The sequence below is a fragment of the Streptomyces sp. JL2001 genome (genome assembly GCF_050917515.1).
Taxonomy (GTDB): Bacteria; Actinomycetota; Actinomycetes; order Streptomycetales; family Streptomycetaceae; genus Streptomyces.
The window spans coordinates 2,279,064-2,305,028 of the sequence record NZ_CP169421.1 but is presented as its reverse complement, the minus strand read 5'-3'; the positions used below and the strand labels follow the sequence as shown (position 1 = coordinate 2,305,028).

At 72.2% G+C, this 25,965-nt stretch carries 23 protein-coding genes; 18 read left to right on the top strand and 5 right to left on the bottom strand.

What is annotated here, in order from left to right:
- Positions 1–84: 84 nt before the first annotated feature.
- Entirely contained in the window at positions 85–1,047 is a 963-nt protein-coding gene (locus ACE1OA_RS09970) for a thiamine-phosphate kinase (protein ID WP_356604567.1), read from the top strand.
- Positions 1,044–1,844 carry a bifunctional hydroxymethylpyrimidine kinase/phosphomethylpyrimidine kinase gene (gene thiD / locus ACE1OA_RS09965; RefSeq protein ID WP_432752655.1) on the top strand — a complete coding sequence of 267 codons (801 nt, stop codon included), beginning with the start codon at positions 1,044–1,046 and terminating at the stop codon, positions 1,842–1,844. The genes ACE1OA_RS09970 and thiD overlap by 4 nt, the downstream gene beginning before the upstream one ends.
- Before the next feature lie 153 nt (positions 1,845–1,997).
- Here thiD and rpmB read toward each other — a convergent pair whose 3' ends face one another.
- Positions 1,998–2,183, bottom strand: a complete 186-nt coding sequence (gene rpmB, locus ACE1OA_RS09960) for a 50S ribosomal protein L28 (RefSeq protein ID WP_003957616.1) — start codon at positions 2,181–2,183, stop codon at positions 1,998–2,000.
- Positions 2,184–2,422: 239 nt separating this feature from the next.
- Here rpmB and ACE1OA_RS09955 point away from each other — a divergent pair, with 239 nt between their 5' ends.
- From ACE1OA_RS09955 to mutM, 9 genes are all read left to right on the top strand, one after another.
- Positions 2,423–4,048 carry a DAK2 domain-containing protein gene (locus ACE1OA_RS09955; RefSeq protein WP_432752654.1) on the top strand — a complete coding sequence of 542 codons (1,626 nt, stop codon included), beginning with the start codon at positions 2,423–2,425 and terminating at the stop codon, positions 4,046–4,048.
- A gap of 229 nt (positions 4,049–4,277) precedes the next feature.
- Complete coding sequence (gene recG, locus ACE1OA_RS09950; RefSeq protein WP_356604561.1) at positions 4,278–6,533, top strand: ATP-dependent DNA helicase RecG; 2,256 nt, start codon at positions 4,278–4,280, stop codon at positions 6,531–6,533.
- A gap of 65 nt (positions 6,534–6,598) precedes the next feature.
- Positions 6,599–7,183, top strand: coding sequence for a 16S rRNA (guanine(966)-N(2))-methyltransferase RsmD (rsmD, locus tag ACE1OA_RS09945; protein WP_356604559.1), 585 nt, complete (start codon positions 6,599–6,601; stop codon positions 7,181–7,183).
- 26 nt (positions 7,184–7,209) lie between these two features.
- Positions 7,210–7,701 (top strand): pantetheine-phosphate adenylyltransferase, encoded by a 492-nt coding sequence (gene coaD, locus ACE1OA_RS09940; protein ID WP_356604613.1) that lies wholly within the window; start codon positions 7,210–7,212, stop codon positions 7,699–7,701.
- A 120-nt stretch (positions 7,702–7,821) separates the two neighbouring features.
- The gene (locus ACE1OA_RS09935) at positions 7,822–8,874 is read left to right on the top strand and encodes a DivIVA domain-containing protein (RefSeq protein WP_356604557.1); all 1,053 of its coding nucleotides are present in this window, start codon (positions 7,822–7,824) and stop codon (positions 8,872–8,874) included.
- 131 nt (positions 8,875–9,005) lie between these two features.
- Positions 9,006–9,737 (top strand): YceD family protein, encoded by a 732-nt coding sequence (locus ACE1OA_RS09930; RefSeq protein ID WP_356604554.1) that lies wholly within the window; start codon positions 9,006–9,008, stop codon positions 9,735–9,737.
- A 2-nt stretch (positions 9,738–9,739) separates the two neighbouring features.
- On the top strand, positions 9,740–9,913 hold the full coding sequence (rpmF, locus tag ACE1OA_RS09925) for a 50S ribosomal protein L32 (protein WP_030496967.1): 174 nt from the start codon (positions 9,740–9,742) through the stop codon (positions 9,911–9,913).
- A 19-nt stretch (positions 9,914–9,932) separates the two neighbouring features.
- On the top strand, positions 9,933–10,745 hold the full coding sequence (rnc, locus tag ACE1OA_RS09920) for a ribonuclease III (protein ID WP_356604552.1): 813 nt from the start codon (positions 9,933–9,935) through the stop codon (positions 10,743–10,745).
- A gap of 177 nt (positions 10,746–10,922) precedes the next feature.
- Positions 10,923–11,783, top strand: a complete 861-nt coding sequence (mutM, locus tag ACE1OA_RS09915) for a bifunctional DNA-formamidopyrimidine glycosylase/DNA-(apurinic or apyrimidinic site) lyase (RefSeq protein WP_384868471.1) — start codon at positions 10,923–10,925, stop codon at positions 11,781–11,783.
- A 60-nt stretch (positions 11,784–11,843) separates the two neighbouring features.
- Here mutM and ACE1OA_RS09910 read toward each other — a convergent pair whose 3' ends face one another.
- Entirely contained in the window at positions 11,844–12,254 is a 411-nt protein-coding gene (locus tag ACE1OA_RS09910; RefSeq protein ID WP_356604548.1) for a winged helix-turn-helix transcriptional regulator, read from the bottom strand.
- 118 nt (positions 12,255–12,372) lie between these two features.
- Between ACE1OA_RS09910 and ACE1OA_RS09905 the strand changes: the two genes are divergently transcribed.
- The gene (locus tag ACE1OA_RS09905) at positions 12,373–12,957 is read left to right on the top strand and encodes a flavodoxin family protein (RefSeq protein ID WP_356604546.1); all 585 of its coding nucleotides are present in this window, start codon (positions 12,373–12,375) and stop codon (positions 12,955–12,957) included.
- A gap of 81 nt (positions 12,958–13,038) precedes the next feature.
- On the opposite strand, the gene ACE1OA_RS09900 is transcribed toward ACE1OA_RS09905, so the two are convergent.
- Positions 13,039–14,013 (bottom strand): CAP domain-containing protein, encoded by a 975-nt coding sequence (locus ACE1OA_RS09900; RefSeq protein WP_384872509.1) that lies wholly within the window; start codon positions 14,011–14,013, stop codon positions 13,039–13,041.
- A 191-nt stretch (positions 14,014–14,204) separates the two neighbouring features.
- Between ACE1OA_RS09900 and ACE1OA_RS09895 the strand changes: the two genes are divergently transcribed.
- The 4 genes from ACE1OA_RS09895 (at position 14,205) to ACE1OA_RS09880 (ending at position 20,528) form a co-directional block, all read left to right on the top strand.
- Complete coding sequence (locus ACE1OA_RS09895) at positions 14,205–14,486, top strand: acylphosphatase (protein WP_147979861.1); 282 nt, start codon at positions 14,205–14,207, stop codon at positions 14,484–14,486.
- A 393-nt stretch (positions 14,487–14,879) separates the two neighbouring features.
- A complete protein-coding gene (locus tag ACE1OA_RS09890) occupies positions 14,880–15,095 on the top strand; it encodes a hypothetical protein (RefSeq protein WP_147979862.1) in 216 nt (71 codons plus the stop codon).
- Positions 15,096–15,283: 188 nt separating this feature from the next.
- Positions 15,284–18,880, top strand: a complete 3,597-nt coding sequence (gene smc / locus ACE1OA_RS09885; RefSeq protein ID WP_432752653.1) for a chromosome segregation protein SMC — start codon at positions 15,284–15,286, stop codon at positions 18,878–18,880.
- A 214-nt stretch (positions 18,881–19,094) separates the two neighbouring features.
- Positions 19,095–20,528 carry a sugar porter family MFS transporter gene (locus ACE1OA_RS09880; RefSeq protein WP_356775299.1) on the top strand — a complete coding sequence of 478 codons (1,434 nt, stop codon included), beginning with the start codon at positions 19,095–19,097 and terminating at the stop codon, positions 20,526–20,528.
- A gap of 48 nt (positions 20,529–20,576) precedes the next feature.
- On the opposite strand, the gene ACE1OA_RS09875 is transcribed toward ACE1OA_RS09880, so the two are convergent.
- Positions 20,577–21,548 (bottom strand): LLM class flavin-dependent oxidoreductase, encoded by a 972-nt coding sequence (locus ACE1OA_RS09875; RefSeq protein WP_356604537.1) that lies wholly within the window; start codon positions 21,546–21,548, stop codon positions 20,577–20,579.
- Positions 21,549–21,887: 339 nt separating this feature from the next.
- On the opposite strand from ACE1OA_RS09875, the gene ftsY reads away from it, so the two are divergent.
- On the top strand, positions 21,888–23,099 hold the full coding sequence (ftsY, locus tag ACE1OA_RS09870) for a signal recognition particle-docking protein FtsY (protein ID WP_356604535.1): 1,212 nt from the start codon (positions 21,888–21,890) through the stop codon (positions 23,097–23,099).
- A gap of 107 nt (positions 23,100–23,206) precedes the next feature.
- Here the strand turns inward: ftsY and ACE1OA_RS09865 are convergent, their stop codons facing one another.
- A complete protein-coding gene (locus tag ACE1OA_RS09865) occupies positions 23,207–23,860 on the bottom strand; it encodes a bifunctional DNA primase/polymerase (protein ID WP_384872518.1) in 654 nt (217 codons plus the stop codon).
- Positions 23,861–24,278: 418 nt separating this feature from the next.
- On the opposite strand from ACE1OA_RS09865, the gene nsdA reads away from it, so the two are divergent.
- The gene (nsdA, locus tag ACE1OA_RS09860; protein ID WP_356604531.1) at positions 24,279–25,754 is read left to right on the top strand and encodes a transcriptional repressor NsdA; all 1,476 of its coding nucleotides are present in this window, start codon (positions 24,279–24,281) and stop codon (positions 25,752–25,754) included.
- Positions 25,755–25,965: the final 211 nt, after the last annotated feature.

The window sequence follows — 25,965 nt, the reverse complement described above, 5'->3', positions numbered from 1 at the left end:
CTTGACGGTATCCGGCGCGGTGGCGGCTCGCGACCCGCGGAGCGGGGCGCGCATGTCCGGCACGACGACACGAGGTGAGACGCGGTGAAGGGCACAGTCGGCGAGTTGGGGGAGTTCGGGCTCATCAAGGAGCTCACCTCCCGGCTCACCTCCACCCCGGCGGTACGGATCGGTCCCGGCGACGACGCCGCGGTCGTCTCCGCACCCGACCGGCGCGTGGTGGCCAGCACGGACATCCTGCTGGAAGGACGTCACTTCCGCCGTGACTGGTCGACGGCCTACGACGTCGGCCGCAAGGCGGCGGCGCAGAACCTCGCCGACATCGCGGCCATGGGTGCCGTCCCCACCGCGCTGCTCCTCGGCCTGGTCGTCCCCGCCGAGCTCCCGGTCACCTGGCCCACCGAGCTGATGGACGGACTGCGGGACGAGTGCCAGGTGGCCGGCGCGGCCGTCGTCGGCGGGGACGTCGTCCGCGGCGACACCATCACCGTCGCCATCACCGCCCTCGGCGACCTGCGCAACCACGACCCCGTGACCCGGGGCGGAGCCCAGCCCGGCGACGTCGTCGCCTACACCGGCTGGCTCGGCTGGTCGGCCGCCGGATACGCCGTCCTCTCCCGTGGTTTCCGCTCCCCGCGCGCCTTCGTCGAGGCCCACCGGCGGCCCGAGCCGCCCTACCACGCGGGTCCCGCCGCCGCCGGGCTCGGCGCCACCGCGATGTGCGACGTCAGCGACGGCCTCATCGCCGACCTCGGCCACATCGCCGAGGCCAGCAAGGTCCGCATCGACCTGCGCTCCGGCCTCATCGACATTCCCACCCAGATGAACGACATCGGCCAGGCCGTCGGCGTGGACCCGCTGCAGTGGGTGCTCACCGGGGGAGAGGACCACGCCATCGTGGCCACCTTCCCGCCCGACGTGAAGCTGCCCGCCCGCTGGAAGGTCATCGGCGAGGTGCTGAACCCCTCCGCGCTGCCCCAGGTCACCGTGGACGGTGCCCCCTGGCACAGCAAGGGCGGCTGGGACCACTTCGGGGCCGGCGAGTGACCACCGCGCCGCCCCGGGTGCTGACCGTCGCCGGATCCGACTCCGGCGGCGGCGCGGGCATCCAGGCCGACCTCAAGACCATGCTCGCCCTCGGCGTCCACGGCATGAGCGTGATCACGGCCGTCACCGCTCAGAACTCGCGGGGCGTCCAGGGCGCCTGGGAACTGCCCGAGGAGGCCGTGCGGGCCCAGTACCGGGCCGTGGTCGACGACATCGGCGTCCAGGCGGTGAAGACCGGCATGCTGGCCTCCACCGTCCTGGTGGAGACCGTCGCCGACCTGCTCGCCGGGACGGACGCCCCCGTGGTCGTCGACCCGGTCGGCGTCTCCAAGCACGGGGACGCCCTTCTCGCCGCCTCCGCGCTCGACTCCGTCCGCACCCGGCTGCTGCCCCGCGCGACGGTCGCCACGCCCAACCTGGACGAGGTGGCGCAGCTCACCGGCGTACGGGTCGAGGACGAGAGCGGCATGCGGCGGGCCGCCGAGGCGATCCTGGCCTTCGGACCGCGCTGGGCCCTCGTCAAGGGCGGCCACCTGCCCGCCGGGTCGGGCGCCGTGGACCTGCTCACGGACGGCGGCGAGGAACACTGGCTGCGCGCACCGCGTCTCGACAACCGCCACACCCACGGGACGGGCTGCACGCTCGCTTCGGCCGTGGCCGCCGGACTGGCCCAGGGCCTGACGGTGCCGGCGGCGGTGCACGAGGCCAAGGAGTACGTCACCGGTGCCATCGCCGCCGGCTTCCGCCTGGGGGCCGGCATCGGCCCCGTCGACCACGCCTGGCGCACGCGGGGCTAGCGCCCGGGACCAGCGCCCGGAGAGGACCTAGGCGTTTCCGGGCATGGCAAAAGGCCGGTTCACCGAGGTGAACCGGCCTTTCAAGGCAACCGCAGGGGCTGCGCTACGACAAAACGTCGGCGGGATCTTCCCCACTTGCGCGGGGAGCATCACTTAGCGCGAGACCTTGCCGGCCTTGATGCACGAGGTGCAGACGTTGAGCCGCTTCGGCGTCCGACCGACCACGGCACGCACACGCTGGATGTTCGGGTTCCAGCGACGAGACGTACGGCGGTGCGAGTGCGAAATGTTGTTGCCGAAGCCCGGCCCCTTGCCGCAGACGTCGCAGTTGGCAGCCACGGGTCACTCCAAAGACTTCAGATTTACAGTGAAATCCGGCGCACCGGAATCAGAGTTCTGAAGTGGCTTGCCGGGGGAATGGCCCGACTTTCATCGGGCAACCGAAGCAGCATACAACGACTGCTCCCGTGGAACGAAACTACCATGGCCACCGCGGCCCCCGCCCCCGTCCCAGGTCACGAGCGGGTCTACCCTGCGGTGAGCTCAGCCCCTGAGGCCCCTAGCAGGAGGATCACCCGTTGCCGCAGACCGCGCAGACCCTCGACGCCGCAGCGGTCCGATCCTGGTGCGTACGGGCGCTGCACGCCCTCGGCCGGGAACGCGAGGAGATCGACGCGATCAACGTCTACCCGATCGCCGACGGGGACACCGGGACCAACCTCTATCTGACCCTCGAGTCCGCCGTGCAGGCGCTCGACGAGGTCTTCGCGGCGGACGTGGCGGGCGCGGCCGGCGCCGCTGCCGACGGGGAGGCGGCGGGGCCCGACCCCGCCGCGGCCATACGGGCCATGGCGCACGGCGCCCTGATCGGCGCCCGGGGCAACTCCGGCACGATCCTCTCCCAACTGCTGCGCGGGATGACCCCCGTGCTCGCCGACGGACGTGACGGTGATCACCTGGCCCGCGCGCTCGCCGCCGCGGCCGAGGCGGCCCGGCAGGCCGTGGCCCACCCCGTCGAGGGCACCATCCTCAGCGTGGCGAGCGCCGCCGCCGGCGCCTGCGCGGCCGGCGGGGACCTGGTCACGGTGGCCCGCCGGGCCTACGACGGGGCCCGGACGGCGCTGGCGGCCACCCCCGGACAGCTCGCCGTGCTGGAGCGCGCCGGGGTCGTGGACGCCGGCGGGCGGGGACTGGTGACGGTCCTCGGAGCGCTCGTCGAGGCCGTCTCGGGCGAGGTGCAGATCCGGCCCGCCACCGCGCCGCCGCACCGGCCGCTCGCGGCCGAGGACTGCGCGACGGGCGACGGCCCGGCCTTCGAGGTCCTCTACCTCCTGGAGGCCCCCTACCCGGCCGTCGAACGGCTCCGGGCCCGCCTCGACGCGCTGGGCGAGTCCCTCGTCGTCGTGGGCGGCGACGGACTGTGGAACGTGCACGTCCACACCGACGACGCGGGAGCCGCCGTCGAGGCGGGCGTGGAGGCCGGCCGGCCGTACCGGATCCGCATCACCCACTTCCCCGGCGCCGCCGAGGCACCCGAGCGCGCGCAGCGGGCCGTGGTCGCCGTCCTGCCGGGGGAGGGGCTCGCGGGACTGTGCGAGGCCGCCGGAGCGACGACCCTGCTCGCCCAGCCGGGACGGCCGCCGGTCAGCGGCGACCTGGTCGAGGCGATCCGGCGGGCCCACGCGCGCGAGGTGGTCCTCCTGCCCAACGACACCGACCTGCGGCACACCGCGGGCGCGGCCGCCGAACAGGCCCGCGCGGAGGGCATCCGGGTCGCCCTGATCCCGACCCGCGCGGCCGTCCAGGGCATCGCGGCCCTCGCCGTCCACGAACCGGACCGGCGCTTCGACGAGGACGTCGTCGCGATGACGGCGGCGGCCGGCGCGACCCGGTACGCGGAACTCGCCGTCGCCGAACGGCAGTCCTTCACCTCGGCCGGCGTCTGCCAGGCCGGCGACGTCCTCGGCCTGATCGAGGGCGACGTGGCGGTGATCGGCCACGACCTGACGACCACCGCCCGGACCGTCCTGGACCGGATGCTCTCGGCGGGAGGCGAACTGGTCACGCTCATCGTGGCCGACGGCACGCCCCCGTCCCTGGCGGACGCCCTCGAACGCCACGTCCGCGAGACCTACCTGGCCGTCGACACGACGACCTACCAGGCGGGCGCCGGGGCCCCACCGCTCCTGATCGGCGTGGAGTAGCGGCCGACCGCACGGGGAGCGGGGACCGCCCGGCCGCCGGCCCGGTCCGCCCCGCCGCAGGGCCGCCTCGCCCTGCGGTCCGCCCCGCCCTGCCGTCCGACCCGCCTCGGGGGCGTCGCGCCGACGCCGGCGATCCCGGCGGACTCCCGGCCGATCCGGCCCGAACGACGAGACACCCCGCCCGGGATCTTCCCGGCCTGCGGGACGGTTGTCGGTCCCGTGGTGTGCAATGGAGCCCGTGCCCGCGCTCGACGAACCACTGAAGAAGCTGCTCGGCGCCGCCACCGCCAAGGTGATGGCCGAGCACCTCGACCTGCACACGGTCGGGGACCTGCTCCACCACTACCCCCGGCGCTACGCCGAGCGCGGGGAGCTGACCGCGCTCGGCGAACTGCCCCTGGACGAGCACGTCACGGTGGTCGCCCAGGTCGCCGACGCCCGCGTGCTGACCTTCAACAAGGGCGGACGGGGCACGGGTCAGCGGTTGGAGGTGACCATCACCGACGGCAGCGGCCGGATGCAGCTGGTCTTCTTCGGCCGCGCGGTCTTCTTCCACCAGAAGGAGCTGCTGCCCGGGCGCCGCGGGATGTTCGCCGGCAAGGTCGGCGTCTTCAACCGCAAGCTCCAGCTCTCCCACCCCGAGTACAAGCTCCTCGACGCCGACACCAGCGACGAGACGGTCAAGGCCTTCGCGAGCGAACTGCTGCCGATCTACCCGGCCGTCAAGCAGCTGGAGTCCTGGACGATCGAGCAGTCCGTCTCCATCGCCCTGGACTCCATGGAGGCCACCGGCTGGGCCGGACTCGTCGACCCGCTGCCGACCGCCCTGCGCGAGGGACGCGGCCTCACCGACCTCCCCGACGCCCTCCGGAAGGTCCACCGCCCGCACACCAAGGCGGACATCGCCCAGGCCCGCGACCGGCTCAAGTGGGACGAGGCCTTCGTCCTCCAGGTGGCGCTCGCCCGCCGCCGCTACGCGGACACCCAACTGCCCGCCGTCGCCCGCCGACCCGCTCCCGACGGCCTCCTCGACGCCTTCGACGCCAAGCTGCCCTTCACCCTCACCGACGGCCAGCGGCGCGTGACGAAGGAGATCTTCGACGATCTCGCCACCGAACACCCCATGCACCGCCTCCTCCAGGGCGAGGTCGGGTCCGGCAAGACGATGGTGGCCCTGCGCGCCATGCTCGCCGTCGTCGACGCCGGCGGACAGGCGGCCATGCTGGCGCCCACCGAGGTTCTCGCCCAGCAGCACCACCGCTCCGTCACCGAGATGATGGGCGAACTCGCCGAGGGCGGCATGCTCGGCGGCTCCGAGCACGCCACCAAGGTCGTGCTGCTCACCGGTTCCATGGGAGTCGCCGCCCGCCGCCAGGCCCTGCTCGACCTGGTCACCGGCGAGGCCGGGATCGTCATCGGCACCCACGCGCTGATCGAGGACAAGGTGCAGTTCCACGACCTGGGCCTGGTCGTCGTCGACGAGCAGCACCGCTTCGGCGTGGAACAGCGCGACGCCCTGCGCGGCAAGGGCCACACCCGGGGCGAGAAGCGGACCCCGCACCTCCTGGTCATGACGGCCACCCCCATCCCGCGCACCGTCGCCATGACCGTCTTCGGCGACCTGGAGACCTCGGTCCTGGACCAGCTCCCGGCCGGGCGTTCCCCCATCGCCAGCCACGTGGTGCCCGCCGCCGACAAGCCCCACTTCCTCGCGCGCGCCTGGGAACGGGTGCGCGAGGAGGTGGAGAACGGCCACCAGGCCTACGTGGTCTGCCCCCGGATCGGCGACGGCGAGGACGAGAACGGCAAGGGCGGCAAGGCGGCCAAGGGCGCGAAGAAGAAGGCCGCGCCCGAGGACGACGCCGAGAAGCGCCCGCCGCTCGCCGTCCTGGACGTGGCCGCGCAGCTCGGTGCCGGCCCGCTGGCCGGGCTGCGGGTCGAGGTCCTGCACGGCCGGATGCACCCGGACGACAAGGACGACGTGATGCGCCGCTTCGCCGCGGGCGACGTCGACGTCCTGGTCGCCACCACCGTCATCGAGGTCGGCGTCAACGTCCCCAACGCCACCGCCATGGTCATCATGGACGCCGACCGCTTCGGCGTCTCCCAGCTCCACCAGCTCCGCGGCCGGGTCGGCCGCGGCTCCGCCCCCGGGCTCTGCCTGCTCGTCTCCGAGATGCCCGAGGCCGCACCCGCCCGCCGGCGCCTCGAAGCCGTCGCCTCCACCCTCGACGGCTTCGAGCTCTCCCGGATCGACCTCGAACAGCGCCGCGAGGGCGACGTCCTCGGCCAGGCCCAGTCCGGCGTCCGGTCCTCCCTGCGGATGCTCACCGTCATCGAGGACGAGGAGGTCATCGCCGCCGCCCGCGAGGAGGCCACCGCCGTCGTCCGCACCGACCCCGAGCTGGAGTCCCATCCCGCCCTGCGGACCGCCCTGGACGCCCTCCTGGACAAGGAGCGGGAGGAGTTCCTGGAGAAGGGGTGACCTCACGGACCCGCCCCCGGCCATATCGTGGAGATACCGATCTCAGCGAAGGACGAGGACCTCAGATGACCCGCGTGATCGCCGGCACCGCCGGCGGACGCCGACTGGCCGTACCGCCGGGCAACGGCACCCGCCCCACCTCCGACCGGGCACGCGAAGGCCTCTTCTCCACCTGGGAAGCGCTCCTCGGCACCCTCGACGGGGCCCGGATCGCCGACCTCTACGCGGGCTCCGGCGCCGTCGGCCTGGAGGCGCTCTCCCGCGGCGCGGCCCACGCGCTCCTCGTCGAGGCCGACGCCCGTGCCGCGAAGACCGTCCGGGAGAACGTCCGGGCGCTCGGCCTGCCCGGCGCAGAGGTCCGCACCGGCAAGGCGGAGCAGATCGTCACGGGACCGGCCCCCGCAACCCCCTACGACCTGGTCTTCCTCGACCCGCCGTACGCCGTCTCGGACGACGATCTTCGGGAGATCCTCCTCACACTCCGCTCCGGGGGCTGGATCGGAGACGATGCCCTCGTCACCGTGGAGCGCAGCACCCGAGGCGGAGAATTCGGCTGGCCGGCCGGTTTCGAACCACTGCGGGCCCGTCGCTACGGCGAGGGAACGTTTTGGTACGGTCGCGCCGCCTCTACGTGCGAAGACGCACGATGACCGGACCGGAGAGCGAGGGACCCACGTTGCGCCGCGCCGTCTGTCCGGGGTCATTCGACCCCATCACCAACGGACATCTCGACATCATCGCCCGCGCCTCCAAGCTGTACGACGTCGTACATGTCGCGGTGATGATCAACCAGTCCAAGAAGGGACTGTTCACGGTCGACGAGCGGATCGAGCTGATCCGCGACGTCACCGCCGACTTCGGCAACGTCGAGGTCGAGGCCTTCCACGGCCTTCTCGTCGACTTCTGCAAGCAGCGCGACATCCCCGCCATCGTCAAGGGGCTGCGCGCGGTCAGCGACTTCGACTACGAGCTGCAGATGGCCCAGATGAACATCGGCCTCTCGGGCGTAGAGACCCTGTTCGTGCCGACCAACCCCACCTACAGCTTCCTGTCGTCCTCCCTGGTCAAGGAGGTCGCCGCGTGGGGCGGCGACGTCTCCCACCTGGTGCCGCCCGCCGTCCTCGGCCGGCTCACCGCGCGCCTCGCGGAGCAGCGCTCCTCTACGTGACCGCGAGCGACGGCCGTTGACGGTCCGTCACTCACGGTCACCCGGTGTCGGACGGGCGCCGACTGCCCTTACAGTCGTCCCGTCCGTCTCCATCCAGCTGTAGAGAGTGGCGAGCACCCGGTGGACGTGCAGAAGAAGCTCGACGAGATCGTTGCGACGATCACCAACGCCCGCTCCATGCCCATGTCGGCGTCCTGCGTGGTCAACCGCGCCGAGCTGCTCGCCGCGCTCGAAGAGGTGCGGGAGGCCCTGCCGGGCTCGCTGGCGCAGGCCCAGGAGCTCCTCGGCGGTCGCGAGCAGATGGTCGAGCAGGCCCGCCGCGAGGCCGAGCGGATCATCGAGGTCGCCCACGCCGAGCGCGGGTCGCTGATCTCCGACACCCAGGTCGCCCGCCAGTCCCAGGACGAGGCGGACCGGATCCTCGGCGAGGCCCGCCGCGAGGCCGAGGAGATCCGCGCCGAGGCCGACGACTACGTCGACTCCAAGCTCGCCAACTTCGAGGTCGTCCTCAACAAGACCATCGGATCCGTCGACCGGGGCCGCGAGAAGCTCCTCGGCCGCGGTCCCGGCCTCGACGAGCAGGGGTACGCGGACGAGGACGCCCCCGAGTACAGCGCCGACCCGCAGACCCTGATCCAGCGGGCCGACGAGTACGTCGACGCCAAGCTCGGCGCCTTCGAGGCCGTGCTCAGCAAGACCCTGGAGGCGGTCGGCCGCGGCCGGCAGAAGCTGCACGGGCGGATCGCCACCGACGACCTCGGGGCCCACATGGCGGCCCAGGACGCGGCGGGCGGCGCGGTCCACACCAGCGACGCGGACTACCTGGCCGGCCTCGCGGAACTGGCCGACCCCGAGCCGGCCCAGCAGCCCGCGGCCCCGCAGATCCCGGTGCAGCAGCCCGACCCGTACGGCTACCCCCAGCAGCCGCAGGACGCGTACGCGGCCGGCGTCACCTACGCGGGGGGCGAGTACGGCGTCGGCCAGGACCCCTACGCCTACCAGGCCCAGGACCCGTACGCGTACCAGCAGCCCCAGCAGCAGGACCCGTACGGATACCAGCAGCAGGTGCAGCAGCAGGCACCGCAGCAGCAGGCCGCGCTCGACGAGACCAGCTTCTTCGACACGAGCATGATCGACCTGGAGCAGCTGCGCCGGTACGAGCAGGGCCACTAGGTCCTGTCCGGGCCTGTCGTCAGGCCGGGCGATCTTCGAGGATCGCCCGGGCCCAGGTGGCGATCATGCGCTCGGGGCCCGGATTGGGTCCTGGGCGAAGCGTCCAGTATCCTGGCTCTTCGGTCGCGCGTATGCCCGCGATCCTTGCTGCCCGCTTCGCCCCACCCGGTGGACGCGGCAGCCCCCTCGACGATCCGAAAGCAGGAAGAACCCTGAGCACGCGCCTCGACCACCGCAATCCCCTCGTGTTCGACACACACGAGCTGGGGCGGCGTCCTGGTGCCCTTCAGCGGCTCTCGCGTTCGGTGGCGGCTCCCCAGCACCTCGGTGTCGAAGGAGTCGTCGGTGTGCCGGAGGGCGCGCCCGTGGAGATCGACCTCCGTCTCGAGTCGGTCATGGAAGGGGTGCTCGTCACAGGCACCGCCCGTGCATCGGCCGAGGGGGAGTGCGTAAGGTGTCTGGAGCCCGTCGAGATCGATCTCGACGTGGACTTCCAGGAGATGTTCTCGTACCCCGACTCCGACGACCGGGGCCGCTCCAAGGCGGCCGCGGACGACGAAGCCGAGGACGACGAGGACATGATCCCCCTCGAGGACGGCATGTTCGACCTCGAACCCCTGCTGCGTGATGCGGTGGTGCTCGCACTGCCGATGCAGCCGGTGTGCCGGGAGGACTGTGCGGGGCTGTGTTCCGACTGCGGAACCAACCTGAACGACCACCCGGACCACCACCATGACGCCGTCGACATTCGTTGGGCGGCACTGCAGGATCTCGCCGGTTCGCTGGGAACCGATGAGAAGGACAACATGAGCGGCACTGCATCTGACGACGTTCAGAGCGCCGCCGAGAAGCAGGAGAAGTAGCCGTGGCTGTTCCGAAGCGGAAGATGTCGCGCAGCAACACGCGCCACCGCCGGTCGCAGTGGAAGGCTGCGGTCCCCACCCTGGTTTCGTGTGAGCGTTGCCAGGAGCCGAAGCAGCAGCACATCGCGTGCCCGAGCTGCGGCACCTACAACAAGCGCCAGGTCCTCTCGGTCTGAGTGGCTGGTGAGAGGCGCAATGTCTGAGTCCAACAAGACGGACACTGCCTCGTCCCACACGCTTCTGGAAGGGCGGCTCGGGTATCAGCTCGAGTCCGCCCTTCTGGTGCGTGCGCTGACGCATCGCTCGTACGCGTACGAGAACGGCGGTCTGCCCACCAACGAGCGTCTCGAGTTCCTCGGGGACTCCGTGCTCGGCCTGGTGGTCACGGACACGCTGTACCGCACCCACCCCGACCTGCCCGAGGGCCAGCTGGCCAAACTGCGGGCCGCGGTGGTCAACTCGCGTGCGCTGGCGGAGGTCGGCCGCGGCCTCGAACTCGGCCTCTTCATCCGGCTCGGCCGGGGCGAAGAGGGCACGGGCGGCCGGGACAAGGCGTCCATCCTCGCCGACACCCTGGAAGCGGTGATCGGCGCGGTCTATCTCGACCAGGGCCTCGATGCGGCGTCCGAGCTGGTGCACCGGCTCTTCGACCCGCTCATCGAGAAGTCCTCGAACCTCGGTGCCGGCCTGGACTGGAAGACCAGTCTCCAGGAGCTCACCGCGGCCGAGGGTCTGGGCGTGCCCGAGTACCTCGTTTCCGAAGAGGGCCCGGACCACGAGAAGACCTTCACTGCTGCCGCCCGCGTCGGTGGTGTCTCGTACGGCACCGGCACCGGCCGCAGCAAGAAGGAGGCGGAGCAGCAGGCCGCCGAGTCCGCCTGGCGCGCGATCCGCGCGGCCGCGGACGAGCGCGTGGCGGCGGCCAAGGCCGCGGCCGAGGCCGGCGAGACCGGTCCGCAGGAGGAGAACGGCGGGGCGCCGACCGCCGCCGACCTCCCGTCGACCTGACTCGCACGCTCCCTTCGCACAGGCGTCCCGCCCGTCCCCCGTTCCGGGGGGCGGGCGGTCGTGTTGTCGCCCCCTGCCGCGCCCCGGCGCTCCCGGGCGGTGGCGGACCGGGCCCGCCCGGCCCCCCGCGGGCGATAGGCTTCCGGCAGCGTTCCCGTATCCCCGCGGAGGAGTCCCGTGCCCGAGTTGCCCGAGGTCGAGGTCGTACGGCGCGGGCTGGAGCGGTGGGTCGACGGGCGGACCGTGGGCGAGGTCGAGGTGCTGCACCCGCGGGCCGTGCGACGGCATCCGGCAGGCGGCGCGGACTTCGCGTCGCGGCTGAAGGGACACCGGTTCGGGGCCGCCCGCCGGCGCGGCAAGTACCTCTGGATCCCCCTCGCGGACTCGGACAGCTCCGTCCTCGGCCATCTCGGCATGAGCGGTCAGCTGCTGGTGCAGCCCGAGACCGCGCCGGACGAGAAGCACCTGCGCATCCGCGTGCGTTTCCAGGACGGACTCGGCACCGAGCTGCGCTTCGTCGACCAGCGCACCTTCGGCGGTCTCTCCCTGCACGACAACACCCCCGACGGACTGCCGGACGTCATCGCGCACATCGCGCGCGACCCGCTCGACCCGGAGTTCGACGACGCCGCGTTCCAGGCCGCGCTGCGCCTGCGCCGCACGACCGTCAAGCGGGCGCTGCTCGACCAGTCGCTGATCAGCGGGGTCGGGAACATCTACGCCGACGAGGCGTTGTGGCGCAGCCGACTGCACTACGACCGCCCCACGGCCACCCTCACCCGCCCCCGCTCCGCCGAACTGCTCGGCCACGTACGGGACGTGATGAACGCGGCCCTCGCCGCCGGCGGGACCAGTTTCGACAGCCTCTACGTCAACGTGAACGGCGAGTCCGGTTACTTCGACCGCTCGCTGGACGCCTACGGGCGCGAGGACGAGCCGTGCCACCGGTGCGGTACTCCGATACGTCGGCGCCCCTGGATGAACCGGTCCAGCTACTTCTGCCCGCGCTGCCAGCGCCCCCCGCGTCCGTCGCTCTGACGCGGGACGCCGGACCCGTCACGGCCCACCCGTGACCGTCCACGGCCGCCGGGTCGGGGTTCAGGACGGGACGGGGGCGCGTTCCTCGTCGTAGGTCCGGCGCGCCGACAGGACCTCCGGCATCCGGCCCTCGACCAGCTGGATCAGGCCGAGCAGCCGCTCGGCTATTTCCCGGCCCAGCGGGGTGAGGGTGTAGTCCACCCGCGGCGGGTTCGTCGGCTGTGCCTCGCGATGGACGAGACCGTCGCGCTCCAGCGCGTGCAGCGTCTGCGACAGCATCTTCTCGCTCACGCCGTCGACCCTGCGGCGCAGCTCGTTGAACCGGAAGCCGCCGTCGTACAGCGCCCCGAGCGTGAGGCTGCCCCAGCGCCCGGTCACGTGCTCCAGCGTGCCGCGCGACGGGCAGGCCCGCGCGAACACGTCGAACCCGAGGTCACCGGCCGGGCACTCCGTCGCGAGGTCGTCAGTCATGCACTCCACCATACTCCGGCACAGCGCTGACCCAAGGTGTGCGCTAACTGCAAGGTTGCGCTTCCGAATAGTTAGTGCTCTACTTCTGGTGCATTCCCTGCCGATGAGGAGCTTTCCTGTGACCACCCCTGTCGTCTCCATCGCGTACCACTCCGGCTACGGCCACACCGCGGTCCTCGCGGAGGCCGTCCGCGCCGGGGCCGCCGACACCGGCGCCACCGTCCACCTGGTCAAGGTCGACGAGATCACCGACGCCCAGTGGGAGCTGCTCGACTCCTCCGACGCGATCGTCTTCGGCTCCCCGACCTACATGGGCACCGCGTCCGGCGCGTTCCACGCCTTCGCGGAGGAGAGCTCCAAGCGCTGGTTCTCCGACGCCTGGCAGGACAAGCTGGCCGCGGGCTTCACCAACTCCGCGTCCAAGAGCGGCGACAAGCTGCACACCCTGCAGTTCTTCCAGATCCTGGCCGGCCAGCACGGCATGCACTGGGTCAACCTCGGCCTGAAGCCCGGCTGGAACACCAGCGAGGCCTCCGAGAACGACATCAACCGCCTCGGCTTCTTCGCCGGCGCCGCCGCCCAGTCCAACAACGACCAGGGGCCGGAGGACGTCCACAAGGCCGACCTGGCCACCGCCGAGCACCTCGGCCGCCGCGTCGCCGAGACCGCCCGCACCTTCGCGGCCGGCCGCGCCGCGCGCTGAGGCGCCCCGGAGCACGTGGAAGGGCCCCGTCACCGACCGGTGACGGGGCCCTTCGACGTCGTGCTTCGGGGGCTTCGTGCCTCAGTAGCCGAAGTCCTGCGTCCACCACGGACCACCGTCCGCGAAGTGCACGCCGACGCCGATCGTCTTGAAGTCGCAGTTCAGGATGTTCGCCCGGTGCCCGTCGCTGGCCATCCAGGACTGCATCACCGCAGCCGCGTCCACCTGACCGCGTGCGATGTTCTCGCCGCCCATGCTCGCGATGCCGGCCTTCTGGGCGCGGACCCACGGGCTGGCGCCGTCCGGGTCCGTGTGGTCGAAGAAGCCGCGGGCGGCCATGTCCTGACTGAAGGTGTCGGCCAGAGCCGCGAGCCTGGAGTCGGAGGTCACCGGGGTGCAGCCCACCAGGGCCCGCTGCTGGTTGACCAGCCGGACGACCTCGGTGGCCGCGGCGGCGTCACGGCCGACCGGGGCGGCGGCGGGGGCCGGGGCCTGCGTGCGCTCCACCGGCTTGTGGGTCGTGGGGGCCGGCTTCGGAGCCGCCGTCCGCGACGGCGCGGCCGCCGTCTTCCGGGGCGCCGTCTTCTCGGGCGCCGGGGCGGCGGTGGTCTTCGGAGCGGCCGGCTTCGGCTTCGGCTTCGGAGCCGCCGTCTTCTTCGGCGTGGGGGAGGCGGTGGTCTGGGAAGGGGTCGGCTTGGGCTTCGTCTTCGTCTTCGGCTTCGCGGAGGGCGAGGTCGCCTGGCCGGTGCCGGGGCGCTTCGACTCGATCGAAGGGGTCGCCGAGGCGGCGCCGCCGTGCTGCGTCAGCAGTTCCGGGGCCTGCCGGGACTCCGTCTTCCGGGCCTCCGCGCTGACGCTGCCGACGGTGTCACTGCTCCCGCCGGGCAGCAGACCCGCGGCGACGGCGACCGCCGCGCCCACCGCGACAGCCGCGGAGGCGCCGAGGAGCCCGGTGCGGACCGGCCTCCTGCGAGGGGTACCCGGGTGCCGGCTGTCCGAGCCATCCGCATATCCTTCTGCGGCGGGCGCGGCGCCGGAGCGACGGTGGCGTCCCATCTGCTCTGCCTTCCTGACGACCTGAGTGCTCTGTGCTGAGCTGTGCTTTGCGAGTTGCTGATCTTTGCAATCGCCAGTTCGTGTCATGTGGAGCGCACCCGATCGGGTGACTCTCGTTGCGTGGGGACTGTACGCGATGACAGGGCCGGGGCGGTGTGATCTGCAGGGAATTCGCCCGCTAACGTACGGTCATGACTGAAGACGTTCGGTGCACCGCCTGGGTGCGCGGCCGGGTACAGGGAGTGGGCTTCCGGTGGTTCACCAGGGCAAATGCTCTGGAGATCGGGGGCCTCGTCGGCTTCGCGCTCAACCTCGACGACGGCCGCGTCCAGGTCGTGGCCGAGGGCCCGAGTGAGAATTGCCACCGCCTGCTGGAGTGGCTGCGCTCGGGTGACACGCCCGGCCGCGTGGACGGAGTCACTGAGATATGGGGCACTCCGCGCGGTGGCTACGACGGCTTCGCGATCCGCTGACGATCATGTCGACACGACGCCGCCCGGTGACCCGCACGGTCGCCGGGCGTACGTTCGAAGAAGGCCCCCTGAAGGGGAAATGACCTGGTGGTTGCGGAGAGGGCCTTGCCGTGGAAGGCTGCGCGGGTAAGGATGATCTCCACGCCCCTGAGGCACCGAGTTGCGAGGCGCCGTCGCGGTATCCGCGGCCGCAGGCCCCCCGGTCGCCCCTTGATACGGGGTGTGATCGTGTTGACCGTCAAACTTTTTGGTGAGACTCTGGAATCCCCGCGCACCTTAGCTGTTTGGCAGTAGGAATCGGCACGACAACCTGTGCTGCCGAGCACCGCGGGTGCGAATCCCTCACGACCCACACCACTTCGGTCGGTCACTCAGTGTGGAGGACCATCCATCATGGCAAAGGCGCTTCTCGGTTACGTCGGCGGCTCCGACCCGCGACTCCTCGCCGAGATGCGACGGCTTCAGCAGCGCGTCCAGGACCTCGAGTCCGAGCTTGTACGGATTCAGGACGAGAACGACGCGCTCAACGCTGCCGCCGCACAGCACGGAGAGTCGCTGCTGGACAGCATCGACCTCGACGTTCCCCAGGCGGAGCCTGCACTCACCTGATCGTTCAGCCCCGTGCCGGGGCGAGGTGAGAAACACTCACGCCGGCACAGCCAGATATGCAAGGGGCGCTCCGGCGTCCCTTCCTTCTTCGCTCACTGGCGTCCCCCATGCCCCACCCCTCCTTCGAGGGAGGGTCTGCCCTGCACGTTCATGGGTGAAACGCACACTCCCGGGTAGAGTCCGGGGGCGTGCATCTCAAGGCCCTCACCCTTCGCGGTTTCAAGTCGTTCGCCTCCGCGACCACGCTGCGGTTCGAACCCGGAATCACGTGCGTCGTGGGGCCGAACGGATCCGGCAAGTCCAACGTCGTGGACGCGCTCTCCTGGGTCATGGGCGAGCAGGGCGCCAAGTCGCTGCGCGGCGGCAAGATGGAGGACGTCATCTTCGCCGGCACGACCGGGCGGCCGCCGCTCGGTCGCGCCGAGGTCTCCCTGACCATCGACAACTCCGACGGCGCGCTGCCCATCGACTACGCCGAGGTCACCATCACCCGGATCATGTTCCGGGGCGGCAGCAGCGAGTACCAGATCAACGGCGACACCTGCCGGCTGCTGGACATCCAGGACCTGCTCTCCGACTCCGGCATCGGCCGCGAGATGCACGTCATCGTCGGACAGGGCCGGCTCGACTCGGTCCTGCACGCCGACCCGATGGGCCGCCGCGCCTTCATCGAGGAGGCCGCCGGCGTACTCAAGCACCGCAAGCGCAAGGAGAAGGCGCTGCGGAAGCTCGACGCGATGCAGGCCAACCTCGCGCGCGTCCAGGACCTGACCGACGAACTGCGCCGTCAGCTCAAGCCGCTCGGCCGCCAGGCGGCGGTCGCCCGCCGGGCCGCGGTCATCCAGGCCGACCTGCGCGACGCGCGCCTGCGGCTGCTCTCCGACGATCTCGTACGCCTCCAGGAGGCGCTGAAGGCCGAGGTCGCCGACGAGGCCGCGCTGCTGGCGCGCAAGGAGAGCACCGAGTCCGAGCTGCGGGCCGCGCTCGCGAAGGAGGCGGACCTGGAGGACGAGGTCCGCCGGCTCGCCCCGCGGCTCCAGCGTGCCCAGCAGACCTGGTACGAGCTCTCCCAGCTCGCCGAACGGGTGCGCGGCACGATCTCGCTCGCCGACGCGCGGGTGAAGAGCGCCACGGCGCAGCCCGCGGAGGAACGGCGGGGCCGCGATCCGGAGGACATGGAACGCGAGGCCGCGCGGATCCGCGAACAGGAGGCCGAGTTGGAGGCCGCCCTGGAAGCGGCCGAGCGGGCACTGGAGGACACCGTCGCGCACCGCGCCGAACTGGAGCGCGAACTGACGGTGGAGGAGCGCCGCCTCAAGGACGTGGCCCGGGCCATCGCCGACCGGCGCGAGGGCCTCGCCCGGCTGCACGGCCAGGTCAACGCGGCCCGCTCCCGCGCGGCCTCGGCGCAGGCCGAGATCGACCGGCTGGCCTCCGCGCGCGACGAGGCCCAGGTACGCGCGGTCCTCGCCCAGGAGGAGTACGAGCAGCTCAAGGCGGAGGTCGACGGGCTCGACGCGGACGACAGTGCCCGCGGGGAGCGGTACGAGCAGGCCCGCCGGGACCTCGCCGCTGCGGAGTCCGCGGCGACGGAGGCCCGGGAGGCAGCCACCCTCGCCGAACGCCGCCGGGCCGCGACCCACGCCCGCCATGAGGCACTGGCCCTGGGACTGCGGCGCAAGGACGGCACCGGAGCGCTGCTGAACGCCCACGACACGCTGGACGGCCTGCTCGGACCGGCCGCGGAGCTCCTCACGGTCACCCCCGGCCACGAGATCCCCCTCGCCGCCGCCCTGGGGGCGGCCGCGGACGCGATCGCCGTCTCCGGCCCCGCCTCGGCGGCCGAGGCCCTGCGCCTGCTGCGCAAGCAGGACGCCGGCCGCGCGGCGATCCTCCTGGCCGGCGGCCCGGAGCCGCACCGGCCCGGCGGCCCGCACGACTCCGGCCCGCACGCCGACGCCGACGCGACGGAGCAGGCGGCCGGGCCGCGGCCGGCCCTCGCCTTCGTCCGCGGGCCCGAGGAACTCATGGGCGCCGTACGCCGGCTGCTCGACGGGATCGTCGTCGTCGACACGCTGGAGGAGGCCGAGGAGCTCGTCCGGGCCTCGCCGCACCTCACCGCCGTCACCGCCGAGGGAGACCTGCTCGGGGCGCACTTCGCCCAGGGGGGTTCGGCCGGTGCGCCCAGTCTCCTGGAGGTACAGGCCTCCGTCGACGAGGCCGCCGCCGAGCTGGAAGGGCTCGCCGTGCGCTGCGCCGAGCTGGCCGCCGCCCAGGAGGACGCGGGCCGTCGCCGGGCCGCGGCCGCCGCGCTGGTCGAGGAGCTCGCCGAGGTCCGCCGCGCCGCCGACCGCGAGAAGTCCGCCGTGGCCCAGCAGCTCGGCCGGCTCGCCGGTCAGGCCCGCGGAGCCGCCGGGGAGGCGGAGCGGACCGCGGCCGCGGCCGCCCGAGCCCAGGAAGCCCTGGAACGGGCCGTCGTCGAGGCCGAGGAACTGGCCGAACGCCTGCTCGTCGCGGAGGAGACCCCGGCCGAGGAGGAGCCCGACACCTCCGTCCGGGACCGGCTCGCCGCCGACGGGGCCAACGCCCGGCAGACCGAGATGGAGGCGCGCCTCCAGCTCCGTACCCACGAGGAACGGGTCAAGGGCCTGGCCGGCCGGGCCGACTCCCTCGACCGGGGCGCCCGCGCCGAACGAGAGGCGCGCGCCCGGGCCGAGCAGCGCCGGGCCCGGCTGCGCCACGAGGCCGAGGTCGCCACGGCCGTCGCCGCGGGCGCCCGCCAGCTGCTCGCCCACGTCGAGGTCTCCCTCGTCCGGGCCGAGCAGGAGCGCGCACTCGCCGACGCCGCCAAGGGCGCCCGCGAGCAGGGCCTGGCCACCGCCCGGACCCGGGGCCGCGAGCTGAAGGCCGCACTCGACAAGCTCACCGACTCCGTCCACCGCGGCGAGGTCCTCGGCGCCGAGAAGCGGATGCGGATCGAGCAGCTGGAGACGAAGGCGCTGGAGGAACTGGGCGTCGAGCCGGCCGGGCTGGTCTCCGAGTACGGCCCCCACCAGCTCGTGCCGCCGTCGCCGCCGGCCGAGGGCGAGGAGCTCCCCGAGGACCCGGGCCATCCGCGCAACCAGCCCCGCCCGTTCGTCCGAGCGGAGCAGGAGAAGCGGCTCAAGGCCGCCGAACGGGCGTACCAGCAGCTCGGCAAGGTCAACCCGCTGGCCCTGGAGGAGTTCGCCGCGCTGGAGGAGCGTCACCAGTTCCTCTCCGAGCAGCTGGAGGACCTGAAGAAGACCCGGGCGGACCTCCTTCAGGTCGTGAAGGAGGTCGACGTCCGGGTCGAGCAGGTCTTCACCGAGGCGTTCCGGGACACGGCGCGGGAGTTCGAGGGGGTCTTCTCGCGGCTCTTCCCGGGCGGCGAGGGCCGGCTGATCCTGACCGACCCGGACAACATGCTGACCACCGGCGTGGACGTGGAGGCCCGCCCGCCGGGCAAGAAGGTCAAGCGGCTGTCGCTGCTCTCCGGCGGCGAGCGCTCGCTGACCGCCGTGGCCATGCTCGTCTCCATCTTCAAGGCGCGCCCCAGCCCCTTCTACGTGATGGACGAGGTCGAGGCGGCGCTCGACGACACCAACCTCCAGCGGCTGATCCGGATCATGCAGGAGCTCCAGGAGTCCTCTCAGCTGATCGTGATCACCCACCAGAAGCGGACGATGGAGGTCGCCGACGCGCTGTACGGCGTTTCCATGCAGGGCGACGGGGTATCGAAGGTCATCAGCCAGCGGCTCCGCTAGGGACCCGACCTTGATCACATTCAAGAGTTGAACACAAGTGGGCTCGCCGCTTCCTCATCTTCCGGGAAGGGCGGGTATTGACTTCGAAACTTGAAGGCATAGTCTCTGCAACGTTACTTTTACCTTCAAGTGGTGGGCGGCGTGAAGTTGTGCGCCACTGGAAGGGCTCGCCCCCCACGCCCCGGCGACGCTGCCGGAGCCCCCAGGAGTCCATGTGACCAGCACCGCGCAGGCGCCCACGCCGCCGCCCTCCGAAGGGCGCTCCGCCCACCCGGACCACCTCGGCCACGTCATCTTCATCACGGCGTCGGCCGCCATGGGCGGTTTCCTGTTCGGCTACGACAGCGCCGTCATCAACGGCGCCGTCGAGGCCATCCGTGACCGCTACGACATCGGCTCCGGCACGCTCGCCCAGGTCATCGCCATCGCCCTGATCGGCTGTGCCATCGGCGCCGCCACCGCGGGCCGCATGGCGGACCGGATCGGCCGCATCCGCTGCATGCAGATCGCCGCCGTGCTGTTCGCGATCAGCGCCGTCGGCTCCGCGCTGCCCTTCGCCCTGTGGGACCTCGCGTTCTGGCGGATCATCGGCGGCTTCGCCATCGGCATGGCCTCGGTGATCGGCCCGGCGTACATCGCCGAGGTCGCCCCCGCCGCCTACCGCGGCCGCCTCGGCTCCTTCCAGCAGGCCGCGATCGTCATCGGCATCGCCATCTCCCAGCTCGTCAACTACGGCATCCTGCAGCTCGCCGACGGCGACCAGCGCGGCGAGATCGGCGGCCTCGAAGCCTGGCAGTGGATGCTCGGCGTCATGGTCGTCCCCGCCCTCCTCTACGGCCTGCTCTCCTTGGCCATCCCCGAGTCCCCCCGCTTCCTGATCTCGGTCGGCAAGGTCGACAAGGCCAAGGAGGTCCTGTCCGAGGTCGAGGGCCACGCCGTCGACCTCGACCACCGCGTCGCCGAGATCGAGCAGGCGATGCGCCGCGAGCACAAGTCCACCTTCAGGGACCTGCTCGTCTCCGGCAGCCGCTTCCGCCTGCTGCCCATCGTCTGGGTCGGCATCGGACTCTCGGTCTTCCAGCAGCTCGTCGGCATCAACGTCGCGTTCTACTACTCCTCGACGCTCTGGCAGTCGGTCGGCATCGACCCGTCCAGCTCCTTCTTCTACTCGTTCACCACGTCGATCATCAACATCATCGGCACCGTGATCGCGATGGTCCTGGTCGACCGGGTGGGCCGCAAGCCGCTCGCGCTCGTCGGCTCCGTCGGCATGGCCGTCGCCCTCGCCGTCGAGGCATGGGCCTTCTCCTTCGACCTCGTCGACGGCAAGCTCCCCGAGACGCAGGGCGTCGTCGCGCTCGTCGCCGCCCACGTCTTCGTGCTCTTCTTCGCCCTCTCCTGGGGCGTCGTGGTGTGGGTCTTCCTCGGCGAGATGTTCCCGAACAAGATCCGCGCCGCCGCCCTCGGCGTCGCCGCCTCCGCGCAGTGGATCGCCAACTGGGCCATCACCGCGAGCTTCCCGTCCCTCGCGGACTGGAACCTCTCCGGCACCTACATCATCTACACGGTCTTCGCCGTGCTCTCCATCCCCTTCGTGCTCCGGTACGTCAAGGAGACGAAGGGCAAGGCGCTGGAGGAGATGGGCTGATCCCCGCTGCCCCTCTCCTCGACACGAGTGCTGCCCCGGCTCAGGGTCCTATGCCCCGAGCCGGGGCAGTACGTCCTCCCCGAACAGCCGCAGGCTCCGCCACGCCTCGTCCACCGGCATTCCGCCGCACAGCGGATGCAGCACCAGGCTCTCCAGCCCCAGGTCCACGCACTCGTCGGGCGTGACGATCCGGTACACCCCCTCGGCGCGCAGCTCCCGCGTCGTCGTCGCCGTCGACCGCACCGCCGAGCGGATGTCCTTCGACTGCCAGGAGGCGTAGGTGCGGGCCTCGTGCAGGAAGTGCTCCCCGTACCGTGCCCAGCACCGGTCCGGGTCCTCCGACACGTGCAGCAGCGGCGTCTCCCGCGCCGGCATCATCGTCCAGCCCTCGGTGCCGTACTCCGCGCACCGCTCCCGGTAGTACGCCTCCAGCTCGGGCAGATGGGCGCTCGGGAAGAACGGCAGCCCCAGCCGGGCCGCCCGCCGCGCCGCCGCCTTCGAGGAGCCGCCCACCAGCAGCAGCGGATGCGGCCGGGTGAAGGGCCGCGGCGTGACCCGCACCGTCCGCCCCCGGTACGTGAAGGGCTCGCCGGACCACGCCTGCAGCAGCGTCTCCAGGAGCAGGTCCTGGAGCTTGCCGCGCCGGCCCCAGTCGACCCCGCGCTCCTCGTACTCCTCCGGCCGGTAGCCGATCCCCGCCACCGTCACCAGACGCCCGCCGCTGAGCAGGTCGAGCACGGCGATCTCCTCGGCGAGCCGCAACGGATCGTGCAGCGGGCCGATGATCGCCGAGACCGTCACCGCGATCCGCCGGGTCGCGCCGAACACCGCGCCGGCGAAGGCGAACGGCGAGGGCAGCCAGTTGTCGGCGACACCGTGGTGCTCCTCGGTCTGCACCGTGTCGACTCCGTGCTCGTCGGCGTACGCGGCCATGGCGAGCGCGGCGCGATAGCGCTCCGAGAGGGACTCCGGCGTCCCCCGCGGATCGACGAGGTTGAACCGTACGACTGTGAAGGGCATGGGAAGTCCCCCTCCGCGAGCGTGGAAGGCCGGCGAAGGGGGACGGTATCTGACGTTGCGTCAGATAGGAACAGTCCCGTGGACCTCGGCGCCCGCCGCGGCCGGGTCCGCCGGCGTCCGGGGCGGCGCCGCGGCGCGATCAGGGCCGGCGCCCGTCGTGAGAAGCGGCACACCGATGCCGGCGGTCCGCAGGGCGACCTCGGTCCTGGTGGAGGGTGTCCTGTCGATCGGGCCGGATCGACGAACGCCCCCTCGCGGCGCCCCTGACGTGAGGGTTCGGCGAGACCCGGGCGGGAGGTGCGGACCTCGGGCGCCTTCGTGTCCGATACTGGTCGGGTTATGGAACTCATCCTTGCTGTAGTCATCGCTCTGGCCGTCGCGGTCGTCGTGACCGGCGGGCTCGTGATCAGCGGCCGCAAGAAGAAGCAGCTGCCGCCGGCCGGTCCGTCCACCACGCCGACCATCACCGCTCCGCCCGCCGAACCGCATGTCGGCGACGAGGCGGAGGCACCGCGGGAAGAACCACGCCGCACCGTCGAGGAGGTCGACCTCCCGGCCGCCGGGGGCTCGGTCGCGGTCGAGGAACCGCCGGTCGTCGAAGAACCGGCCGTGCCCGCCATCGAGGTGCCCGAGCCGACCGCGGGCCGTCTCGTACGGCTCCGGGCCAAGCTCGCCCGCTCGCAGAACTCGCTCGGCAAGGGGCTGCTCACGCTCCTGTCCCGCGAGCACCTCGACGAGGACACCTGGGAGGAGATCGAGGAGACGCTGCTGACCGCGGACGTCGGTGTCGCTCCCACCCAGGAGCTCGTCGAGCGCCTGCGCGAGCGGGTCAGGGTCCTCGGCACCCGCACCCCCGAGGAACTGAAGAACCTCCTCCGCGAGGAGCTCGTCACCCTGCTCGGCGACTTCGACCGCGCGGTGAAGACCGAGAGCGGCGCGGACACCCCGGGCGTCGTCATGGTCGTCGGCGTCAACGGCACCGGCAAGACCACCACCACCGGCAAGCTCGCCCGTGTCCTGGTCGCCGACGGACGCTCGGTCGTGCTCGGCGCCGCGGACACCTTCCGGGCCGCGGCCGCGGACCAGCTCCAGACGTGGGGCGAGCGGGTCGGCGCGCGGACGGTGCGCGGTCCCGAGGGCGGCGACCCCGCCTCGATCGCGTTCGACGCGGTCAAGGAGGGCATCGCCGAGGGCGCCGACGTCGTCCTGATCGACACCGCCGGCCGGCTGCACACCAAGACCGGCCTGATGGACGAGCTCGGCAAGGTCAAGCGCGTCGTCGAGAAGCACGGCCCGCTCGACGAGATCCTCCTCGTCCTCGATGCCACCACCGGCCAGAACGGCCTCGTGCAGGCCCGTGTCTTCGCCGAGGTCGTCGACATCACCGGCATCGTGCTGACCAAGCTCGACGGCACCGCCAAGGGCGGCATCGTCGTCGCGGTCCAGCGCGAGCTGGGCGTCCCGGTCAAGCTGGTCGGCCTGGGCGAGGGCCCGGACGACCTCGCCCCGTTCGAGCCGGGCGCCTTCGTCGACGCCCTGATCGGCGACTGACGCACTCCGCACGCACGTACGACGAAGGCCCCGCCCGACGGCGGGGCCTTCGTCGTACCGGCCCCCGCGACCCCGCGGTGCCCGACCGGCGGGGGAGCGGGGGCGGCTCAGGAGTGGCTGCGGTGGCAGATGTACGCCAGGGTGCCGAGCAGCAGCCGTGCCTGCGGCGGCGCCCCCGCGGTGTCCAGCGTGGGCGGGCGCAGCCAGCGGACCGGGCCGAGGCCGCCGAGGTCCGACGGGGGCGCCGTGATGTGCGTGCCGGCACCGAGCCCCTCCAGGTCCAGATCGGCGTCGTCCCAGCCCATCCGGTACAGCAGCTGCGGCAGCTCCGCCGCCGCCCCCGGCGCCACGAAGAACTGCGCCCGCCCGGTCGGCGTCGCGCACACCGGGCCCAGCGGGAGGCCCATCCGCTCCAGCCGGACCAGCGCGCGCCGGCCGGCCGCCTCCGCGACCTCGATCACGTCGAAGGACCGCCCCACCGGCAGCAGCACGGCCGCTCCCGGGTACCCCGACCAGGCCCGCGTCGCCTCGTCCAGGCCCGCGCCCGCCGTCACGCCCTCGGTGAACGGGAGCGGATGCGCCCCCGGAGCCGGGCACGAGGGGTCCCCGCAGGAGCACTGGCCGGAGACGGCCCTCGCTCCCGGGAGGACGTCCCAGCCCCACAGTCCGGTGTACTCCGCCACTGCCGTGCACTCCGTGGTGCGGACGCGGCGTCGTGACCCGGTCCTCATCTCACGGATGCCGCCGATCGTGAAGCCCATGCCCCCTCCAACGGGTCGGACGCGCCGGTGGTTACGACCGGGTGTCGTCCCCTCACGCTCCGTGTCCATGGCTGGCGCACCGTCGCGGGAAGGGTGGTGCGGACCGTCGCGCGCGCCTCCTCGCGCAACACCCCGTCGACACCTGGTTCGTCGCATGTCAAGTGAATCGCGTCCGGCGCCAGGCGAGTTCATTCGAAGGGGTGGCGAATGGTGGCGATTCTTGAATCCCCCTCGCGAGAGGGGTGATCGTAGGATTACTTTCGGTACACGAGCCCTGGGGTCGATGCGCGCGTGGGTATGCCGGAGGCAACCCGTTTTCCAGTTCGAAGGAGTGCAAGCTCCAGACGGACGCCGCAACTCGCGGCATTCTGATAGGGGTTCGCGCAACAAGGGCATTGATGTGGATGGGGGCATTCCTGTGGGCGGCAACGGCGCAGACGGAACGACTGCCGGCAAGCGCCCGAACGAGCAGCTGAGCTCGTGGTTCGTGCGCAGCGGCTGGTCGAAGGGCGAGCTGGCGCGTCAAGTGAACCGCAGGGCACGCCAGATGGGCGCGCACCACATCAGCACCGACACCTCCCGCGTCCGGCGCTGGCTGGACGGCGAACAGCCCCGCGAGCCCATCCCGCGGATCCTCTCCGAGCTGTTCTCCGAACGCTTCGGCTCCGTCGTCGCGATCGAGGACCTCGGGCTGCGCACCGCCCACCAGTCGCCCTCCGTCTCCGGCGTCGACCTGCCGTGGGCCGGCCCCCAGACCGTCACCCTGCTCAGCGAGTTCTCCCGCAGCGACCTGATGCTCGCCCGCCGCGGCTTCCTCGGCTCCGCCCTCTCGCTCGCCGCCGGGCCCGCCCTCATCGAACCCATGCAGCGCTGGCTCGTGCCCACCCCGGCCGGCGAACCCGAGCGCCCCGAGCCCCCGCTCGACACCCGCCGCCCCCACCGCCTGTCCCCGGGCGAACTCGACCTCCTCGAATCCACCACGGCGATGTTCCGCCAGTGGGACGCCCAGTGCGGCGGCGGACTGCGCCGCAAGGCCGTCGTCGGCCAGCTCCACGAGGTCACCGACCTCCTCCAGGAACCGCAGCCGGCCGCCGTCGCCCTACGGCTCTTCGCCTGCGCCGCCGAACTGGCCGAACTCGCCGGCTGGATGAGCTACGACGTGGGCCTCCAGCCCACCGCCCAGAAGTACTTCGTCCTCGCCCTGCACGCCGCCAAGGAGGCCGGCGACAAGCCGCTCGGCTCGTACATCCTGTCCTCGATGAGCCGTCAGATGATCCACCTCGGACGCCCCGACGACGCCCTCGAACTCATCCACCTCGCCCAGTACGGCAGCCGGGACTGCGCCACCGCCCGCACCCAGGCGATGCTGTATGCGATGGAGGCCCGCGCCTACGCCAACATGGGCCAGCCCAGCAAGTGCAAGCGCGCCGTCCGGATGGCCGAGGACACCTTCGCCGACGTCGGCCTCGACGGCGAGCCCGAGCCCGACTGGATCCGCTTCTTCTCCGAGGCCGAGCTCAACGGCGAGAACTCCCACTCCTACCGCGACCTCGCCTACGTCGCCGGACGCTCCCCGACCTACGCCTCCCTCGCCGAACCCGTCATGGAGCGGGCCGTCGCCCTCTTCGAGAAGGACCCCGAGCACCAGCGTTCGTACGCACTCAACCTCATCGGCATGGCCACCGTGCACCTCCTCAAGCGCGAACCCGAGCAGTCCGCCCTCCTCGCCGAGAAGGCCCTCGGCGTCGCCCGGAGCGTCCGGTCCGAGCGGGTCAACACCCGCCTGCGCAAGACCGTCGACACCGCCGCCCGCGACTACGGCCACGTCGCCGAGGTCGTCCAGCTCACCGACCGCCTCACCGCCCTGCTCCCCGAGGCCGCCGAAGCAGTCTGACCCGACGGCCCCGCCCCCGCGGGCCACCGAACCCCGGCCGCGACAGCCCTCCCGTACTGCCCGACTCGGCTCCCCCGCCGCAAGGACACAGGGACCGCTGCCGCGGCCGGTCCGCGTCCCCGGCCGCCCGCCGCGGAAGGCCCCGCCGTTACATGTCCGTGACCCAGGGGTTCACAGCGGCGTAACACGCCCCACCCCTTCGTCACTGCGC

Excerpts from the sequence above, each read along its gene's own strand:
- ACE1OA_RS09875 (WP_356604537.1), bottom strand. The coding sequence starts at position 21,548 with ATGCCCTTCACAGTCGTACGGTTCAACCTCGTCGATCCGCGGGGGACG.
- rnc (WP_356604552.1), top strand. The coding sequence starts at position 9,933 with ATGTCTGAGTCCAACAAGACGGACACTGCCTCGTCCCACACGCTTCTG.
- ACE1OA_RS09910 (WP_356604548.1), bottom strand. The coding sequence starts at position 12,254 with ATGACTGACGACCTCGCGACGGAGTGCCCGGCCGGTGACCTCGGGTTC.
- ACE1OA_RS09930 (WP_356604554.1), top strand. The coding sequence starts at position 9,006 with ATGCCCGCGATCCTTGCTGCCCGCTTCGCCCCACCCGGTGGACGCGGC.
- ACE1OA_RS09900 (WP_384872509.1), bottom strand. The coding sequence starts at position 14,013 with ATGGGACGCCACCGTCGCTCCGGCGCCGCGCCCGCCGCAGAAGGATAT.
- rsmD (WP_356604559.1), top strand. The coding sequence starts at position 6,599 with ATGACCCGCGTGATCGCCGGCACCGCCGGCGGACGCCGACTGGCCGTA.
- ACE1OA_RS09895 (WP_147979861.1), top strand. The coding sequence starts at position 14,205 with ATGACTGAAGACGTTCGGTGCACCGCCTGGGTGCGCGGCCGGGTACAG.
- recG (WP_356604561.1), top strand. The coding sequence starts at position 4,278 with ATGGAGCCCGTGCCCGCGCTCGACGAACCACTGAAGAAGCTGCTCGGC.
- ACE1OA_RS09890 (WP_147979862.1), top strand. The coding sequence starts at position 14,880 with ATGGCAAAGGCGCTTCTCGGTTACGTCGGCGGCTCCGACCCGCGACTC.
- ftsY (WP_356604535.1), top strand. The coding sequence starts at position 21,888 with ATGGAACTCATCCTTGCTGTAGTCATCGCTCTGGCCGTCGCGGTCGTC.
- ACE1OA_RS09865 (WP_384872518.1), bottom strand. The coding sequence starts at position 23,860 with ATGGGCTTCACGATCGGCGGCATCCGTGAGATGAGGACCGGGTCACGA.